General features: G+C 43.5%; 1 protein-coding gene. It reads left to right on the top strand.

Annotated features, from left to right (window positions below):
- On the top strand, positions 1–340 hold a 340-nt coding region (locus NE638_RS17925), incomplete at both ends, for a tyrosine-type recombinase/integrase (protein ID WP_173746894.1).

Raw genomic sequence — 340 nt, 5'->3', positions numbered from 1 at the left:
AAAAAAAGAACCCAGCCGCAATACTTCCAATCCAGATAGCCTATTATGCCGGGCTTCGTATTGGAGAAGCCTGTGGTTTGGCGTGGCAGGACGTAAATCTGGAAGAACAATGCCTTACCATAAGACGTAGCATCCGATACGATGGCTCAAAGCGCAAATATATCATCGGACCAACCAAGCGGAAAAAAGTGAGGATTGTTGATTTTGGAGATACGCTGGTAGAGATTTTCCGCAATGCCCGGAAAGAGCAGTTAAAAAATCGAATGCAGTACGGAGAACTTTATCACACGAACTACTACAAAGCGGTCAAAGAGAAAAACAGAGTGTACTACGAATATTA

This window comes from Blautia sp. MSK.18.38, from assembly GCF_024460535.1.
Lineage (GTDB): Bacteria > Bacillota > Clostridia > Lachnospirales > Lachnospiraceae > Blautia_A > Blautia_A fusiformis.
The sequence above is the reverse complement of the archived record's forward strand: the minus strand, read 5'-3'. Positions and strand labels throughout refer to the sequence as shown.